Annotated in this window: 4 protein-coding genes; all 4 read left to right on the top strand. The window is 54.7% G+C overall.

What is annotated here, in order from left to right; genetic code table 11:
- The first annotated feature begins 2 nt into the window (after window positions 1-2).
- Window positions 3-3,098, top strand: coding sequence for a multidrug efflux RND transporter permease subunit (locus tag K5E19_RS04950; RefSeq protein WP_221550249.1), 3,096 nt, complete (start codon window positions 3-5; stop codon window positions 3,096-3,098).
- Between the two features lie 270 nt (window positions 3,099-3,368).
- Window positions 3,369-4,157 carry an enoyl-ACP reductase FabI gene (fabI, locus tag K5E19_RS04955; protein ID WP_010431723.1) on the top strand — a complete coding sequence of 263 codons (789 nt, stop codon included), beginning with the start codon at window positions 3,369-3,371 and terminating at the stop codon, window positions 4,155-4,157.
- A gap of 156 nt (window positions 4,158-4,313) precedes the next feature.
- Window positions 4,314-5,300: a CMD domain-containing protein gene (locus K5E19_RS04960; protein ID WP_221550250.1), complete on the top strand. Its 987-nt coding sequence runs from the start codon at window positions 4,314-4,316 to the stop codon at window positions 5,298-5,300.
- 88 nt (window positions 5,301-5,388) lie between these two features.
- On the top strand, window positions 5,389-6,771 hold a 1,383-nt coding region (locus K5E19_RS04965), incomplete at its 3' end, for an exoribonuclease II (RefSeq protein ID WP_221550251.1).

Below are 6,771 nucleotides of genomic sequence, written 5' to 3' on the forward strand. Positions count from 1 at the left end.
TAATGCCTCATTTTTTTATTGAACGCCCCGTTTTTGCCTGGGTAGTGGCGCTTTTTATCGTTCTGGCGGGACTTCTTTCTATTCCCCGTTTACCGATTTCGCAGTATCCGGCGGTGGCACCACCGGGAATCATTATTTCCGTCAGTTACCCGGGGGCCAGCCCCGATATCATGAATACGTCGGTGGTGTCGTTAATAGAACGCGAAATCTCTGGCGTCGATAACTTGCTCTATTTCGAATCATCCAGTGACACAACCGGTTCCGCATCAATTACCGTCACGTTTAAACCAGGCACGGACATCAAGCTGGCGCAAATGGACCTGCAGAATCAGATTAAGACCGTCGAGCCTCGTTTACCTCAGGCAGTAAGACAAAACGGTATTAACGTTGAGGCCGCTAATTCTGGATTCTTAATGATGGTGGGGCTGAAGTCCGCGACAGGTCAATTTGAGGAAGCCGATTTAAGCGACTATTTTGCCAGAAACGTCAGTGACGAGCTTCGTCGCGTGCCCGGCGTAGGGAAAGTTCAGCTGTTTGGCGGCGAAAAAGCGCTGCGCATATGGTTGGATCCCATGAAGCTCCACAGCTATGGGCTTTCAGTAAGTGATGTTCTTACCGCTGTTGGCCAGCAAAATGCCCTGGTTTCGCCCGGTAAAACGGGAGATGAGCCAGCTTCTGAAGGACAAGGGGTAACGTATCCCATCACCGTAAAGGGACAGCTCTCCTCGGTCGAGGCGTTCAGGAATATCACCCTGAAATCTGACGCATCCGGCGCCCGCCTGAAACTGTCCGACATTGCACGGGTTGAATCTGGCCTGCAAAGCTACGCCTTTGGTATCCGCGAAAATGGGGTGCCCGCAACGGCGGCGGCAATTCAGCTCTCGCCAGGCGCCAACGCAATGAGTACGGCTTCAGGCGTGCGTGCGCGCATCGACGAGCTTTCCCGGGTGTTACCCGACGGAATGACGTTTACGGTTCCCTTCGATACCGCGCCGTTTGTGAAACTTTCTATCGTGAAGGTTGTTCAGACATTTGTGGAAGCGATGGTCCTGGTCTTCCTGGTTATGCTGCTGTTTCTGCATAAGATACGCTGTACGCTTATCCCGGCGATTGTTGCTCCCGTCGCACTTCTTGGCACCTTCACGGTGATGCTGTTGAGCGGATACTCCATCAATATTCTGACGATGTTCGGCATGGTGCTGGCGATAGGGATTATCGTTGATGATGCCATTGTGGTCGTAGAAAACGTTGAACGACTGATGGAGGAAAAAAGCCTGTCCCCGCGTGACGCAACGCGGCAAGCCATGCAGGAAATCACCCCGGCGATTATAGGGATCACGCTGGTGCTAACCGCGGTCTTTATCCCCATGGGGTTTGCTGAAGGATCCGTCGGGATTATCTACCGACAATTTTGTATTTCCATGGCGGTCTCCATACTGCTGTCCGCGTTTCTAGCCCTGACGCTGACGCCCGCCCTGTGCGCAACGTTACTCAAGCCGCACAAGGCAGGAAAGAGTGGAGGTGGACGGTTCGCGGCCAGGTTTAACGCGCGCTTCCGTTCGCTCACTGTCTGCTACGAAGCCGGGCTGGGTGCCGTTCTGAAGCGAAGCGGACGTATGCTGCTCCTGTACGCTGCGCTTTGTGCTGCGCTGTTTCTGGGATTGTCTTCGTTACCGTCGTCCTTTCTGCCGGACGAAGATCAGGGCTACTTTATGTCCTCAATCCAGCTGTCTTCTGATGCCACGATGCAGCGCACCCTCAACGTGGTTAAAAAATTTGAAAAGGAAATTGCGGCCCAGCCGGATATTGAAAGCAACATTATGATCCTGGGGTTTGGGTTTTCAGGTTCAGGACCAAACTCGGCTATGGCCTTCACTACGCTGAAGGACTGGAAAGATCGGCAGGGCTCGACGGCTCAGGGCGAAGCCGACAAGATACAGGCCAGCATGGCGAACGTCTCTGATGCCGTCACGATGAGCCTGCTCCCGCCGGCCATTTCGGATATGGGCACCTCGTCGGGCTTCACCTGGTACGTGCAGGACAGAGCGGGGCTGGGCTACGAGGCGTTAAAGCGCGCTGCCGACGCGCTGGTCCTGCACGCTAATCAGCGCCCTGAACTGAGTGACGTGTATATAGACGGACTTCCGGAAGGAACAAGCCTTGCGCTCCAGGTTGACAGAGAAAAGGCGGAAGCGATGGGCGTCTCATTTGATGAAATCAACCAGACGCTCTCCGTCACCCTGGGCTCAAATTACGTTAATGACTATACGTATAACGGCCGCGTTCAGCAGGTGATTATTCAGGCCGATGCGCCCTACCGAATGCAGCCTGAGCAGATACTGATGTTATCAGTGAAAAACTGGATGGGTCAGATGGTACCGGTATCGACGTTTGCCACGCTTTCCTGGAACGTTGCGCCGCAGCAGTTGACGCGTTACCAGGGATATTCTGCTATTCGCATTACCGGAAATGCGGCCTCGGGAGAGTCCAGCGGCACCGCAATGAAGATTATGGAGAGTTTGTCCAGAGATTTACCTCAGGGTATGGCGGGCGAGTGGGCCGGGAGTTCATTGCAGGAGAGAAAATCGGAATCTCAGCTTCCGGGCCTTATCGTCCTGTCGATACTGGTCGTATTTATGGTACTCGCCGCCCTGTATGAGAGCTGGTCTATTCCTTTTGCGGTCATGCTGGTCGTTCCGCTGGGTCTTATCGGCGCGGTGATAGCTGTGTCTGTTGCTGGTATGACGAATGACGTTTTCTTCAAGGTCGGCCTGATTACGCTTATCGGCCTGTCAGCCAAGAACGCCATTTTAATCGTTGAATTTGCCAGGCAGCTCCATCGCCAGGGGCAGCCCCTGCTGGCGGCAACCATTCATGCCGCCAGCCAGCGCCTGCGCCCAATTGTGATGACCTCGTTAGCCTTTACTTTAGGGGTTGTTCCCTTGATGCTGGCCAGGGGGGCGAGCGACAGTACGCAGCATGCCATCGGTACCGGCGTATTTGGAGGCATGATCAGCGGTACGCTTCTCGCGATCTTCTTCGTACCCGTTTTCTTTATCGTCATTGCGCGTTTCGTCGACAACATCAGGAAAGCGTGAATACCCTGGTGGAATCGCGCTCCTTCTCTGGTTGGATGAGGCGAAGCTGTTACCGGGTGATATACTGGACGAATGCTGAAATTTTGAGCCCCCGCGAGTCCGCGGTGCATTCTTCGGGGCAGGCGTCTTCGGAGAAGTGCGAGAAATATCGTGACACAAGGGGCTGTGAGTGGGCTATAATTTCGAGCTAATTTCGAATGATTTTGAAATACCGCCTGTAACGCTATGAATTACAAGGCAAAATTAGCAATGAATATAAGGATTAAAGCTATGGGTTTTCTTTCCGGTAAGCGCATTCTGGTGACTGGCGTTGCCAGCAAACTGTCCATCGCATACGGCATCGCACAGGCAATGCATCGCGAAGGCGCTGAGCTGGCGTTCACCTACCAGAACGACAAGCTGAAAGGCCGTGTTGAAGAGTTTGCCGCGCAGCTGGGTTCCAGCATTGTTCTGGAATGTGACGTTGCACAAGACGAAAGCATCGATGGCATGTTTGCTGAACTGGCTAAAACGTGGGAGAAATTCGACGGTTTCGTTCACTCCATCGGTTTCGCGCCTGGCGATCAGCTGGACGGCGACTACGTGAACGCGGTTACCCGTGATGGCTTCAAAATCGCTCACGACATCAGCTCCTACAGCTTCGTTGCGATGGCAAAATCCTGCCGCGCGATGCTGAACCCGGGCGCTGCCCTGCTGACCCTGTCCTACCTGGGCGCAGAGCGTGCAATCCCTAACTACAACGTGATGGGTCTGGCTAAAGCCTCTCTGGAAGCGAACGTACGTTACATGGCGAATGCTATGGGTCCTGAAGGCGTGCGCGTTAACGCCATCTCTGCAGGTCCTATCCGCACCCTGGCCGCTTCCGGTATTAAAGATTTCCGTAAAATGCTGGCACACTGCGAAGCGGTTACCCCGATTCGTCGTACCGTTACCATTGAAGATGTGGGTAACTCTGCAGCCTTCCTGTGCTCTGACCTTTCTGCGGGTATCTCCGGCGAAGTGGTTCACGTTGACGGCGGTTTCAACATCGCTGCAATGAACGAGCTGGAAATCAAATAAGCATGTCACTCTCTTCCCGTCCGGGAAGAGAGTTTCTCTCCCCCCGCAGTCCTCTTCGTTATTCCCTTCTGTTATTTGTTATCACCTAACAATATTTTTCCCCTCATCCGCCTTACGCCAGGATATTGATCGCCATTTTGAGATCAAGGAACGCCCATGGAACAACGCCGCTTTTCCGGCAAAGGCCACTGGTATCATGAAACCCAGTCCAACCACTCGCAAACGGATGTCCTGCCTTTGGTGCCCGAAGCCGCTAACGTCGACGATCGTTTTTTGCTCGATTTAGATCTACCTGAAAAGATTGTCACCGCGTGCCATGGCTGGCTCTCTCCCGCCAGGGCCATGTGCCACCTACTGTTCCCGCTCGATATTGAGGTTAACCGGCTGCACACGCTCAGCGCCTACGACAGACTCAGTACGGCGTTGACGGTCGCTCAGGCATGTGGTGTTCAGCGACTCTGTAACCACTACGCTGCCCTGCTCGCCCCGCTTCCTGGTCCCGACTCCTCTCGCGAAAGCAACCGCCGTCTGGCACAAATCACGCAATATGCCCGCCAGCTCGCCAGCTCACCAGACGTCATTGACCACAAAGCGCAGCTACAGCTCGATGAAGTGGGCCTGACTACCTATGACATGGTGCTGATCAACCAGATTATCGGCTTTATTGGCTTTCAGGCGCGCGTTGTGGCGGTGTTTCAGGCGTTACTGGGGCATCCTGTGCGCTGGCTGCCCGGACACCATATTCCGCCTCACTCCTTACCGGTGACTATTCCTGTATGGACTCCTGTACTCCCCGTCGTCGAACTGCGCTACGCCACCCCACTCCAGCTTGAGACTCTTTCACGCTGGCAAGCGGAGCCTGAACTTCAGGCGCTCACGCCGGTACTGAGCCATGAACCTGCGCTGCTCAACCTGACGGGCGAGATTCTGATCAATCATCGTCAAAACGCGCTACAAACGCACGGGGTGCTGACTGCGGCAGTAGAGCTACTGACCCGTTCACCGGATCGTTTTAGCGCGGCGCAATTCACGCCGCTGAACGATGTTGGGATCCCCGATATCCGCGCCGTCAATCTGCTTACTCAAAGCGCATTTACCGGCTGGCTTGACCGCCTGCGCGTGGCCCTTGGCAAAGCGGAATAACCATACTCTTTACCCAAAGAGCGCTTGCTGAAGCAGTAAGATTCGCGTAAAACTGTCAGCCGCTCAATGGCTACGAAAATAGAACATTATGTTTCAGGACAACCCGCTGCTAGCGCAGCTTAAACAGCAACTGCATTCCCAGACGCCGCGTGCAGAAGGGGTCGTAAAAGCCACGGAAAAGGGCTTTGGCTTCCTTGAAGTTGACGGGCAAAAGAGCTATTTCATCCCGCCTCCGCAGATGAAAAAAGTGATGCACGGCGATCGCGTCACAGCGGTTATTCATACGGAAAAGGAACGCGAGTCCGCCGAGCCAGAAGAACTGATTGAACCGTTCCTGACTCGCTTCGTGGGCAAGGTACACCGAAAAGATGACCGTCTTTCCATCGTGCCGGATCATCCCCTGCTGAAAGATGCTATTCAGTGCCGTGCTGCGCGTGGCGTTGAGCATGATTTTAAAGAGGGTGACTGGGCCGTTGCTGAAATGCGCCGCCACCCTCTCAAAGGCGACCGTGGTTTCTATGCTGAGCTGACGCAATTTATCACCTTCGGTGACGACCACTTCGTCCCTTGGTGGGTAACGCTGGCGCGTCACAATCTCGAGAAAGAGGCGCCGGACGGCGTCGCGACAGAAATGCAGGACGAAGGTCTGACGCGCCGCGACCTAACCGGGTTGGACTTTGTCACCATCGACAGTGCCAGCACCGAAGATATGGACGATGCGCTGTTTGCAGAAGAGACTGCGGATGGCAAAGTGCATTTGACCGTCGCGATAGCCGATCCTACCGCCTGGATTGTCGAAGGCAGCAAACTGGACGATATGGCAAAAGTGCGTTCGTTCACCAACTACCTGCCGGGCTTCAATATCCCGATGCTGCCGCGTGAACTCTCTGACGATCTCTGCTCGCTGCGCCCGAATGAAGTGCGCCCGGTACTCGCCTGCCGCATGACTATCGCCGCCGACGGCACGATTGAAGACGATATCGAATTCTTTGCTGCGACCATCGAATCCAAAGCCAAGCTGGCCTATGACGATGTGTCCGACTGGCTGGAAAACGCGGGCACCTGGCAGCCTGAAAACGACGCCATTGCCGCGCAAATTCGACTGCTGCATCGTGTATGTCTGAGCCGCAGCGAATGGCGTAAAACCCATGCGCTGGTCTTCAAGGATCGTCCGGACTACCGTTTCGTGTTGGGTGAAAAAGGCGAAGTGCTGGATATCGTTGCTGAACCACGCCGCATCGCGAACCGTATTGTTGAAGAAGCCATGATTTCGGCCAACATTTGTGCCGCCCGCGTATTGCGCGACAAGTTAGGCTTCGGCATCTATAACGTGCACACCGGATTCGACCCGGCTAACACCGAGGCGCTGGCTGCCCTGCTGAAAACGCATGACGTGCATGTCGATCCAGAAGAAGTGCTGACGCTGCAAGGCTTCTGCAAACTTCGCCGCGAGTTGGATGCGCAGCCTTCC

Origin of the sequence: Enterobacter sp. RIT637 (assembly GCF_019718755.1) — a bacterium.
In the GTDB taxonomy this organism is placed as follows: Bacteria; Pseudomonadota; Gammaproteobacteria; order Enterobacterales; family Enterobacteriaceae; genus Enterobacter.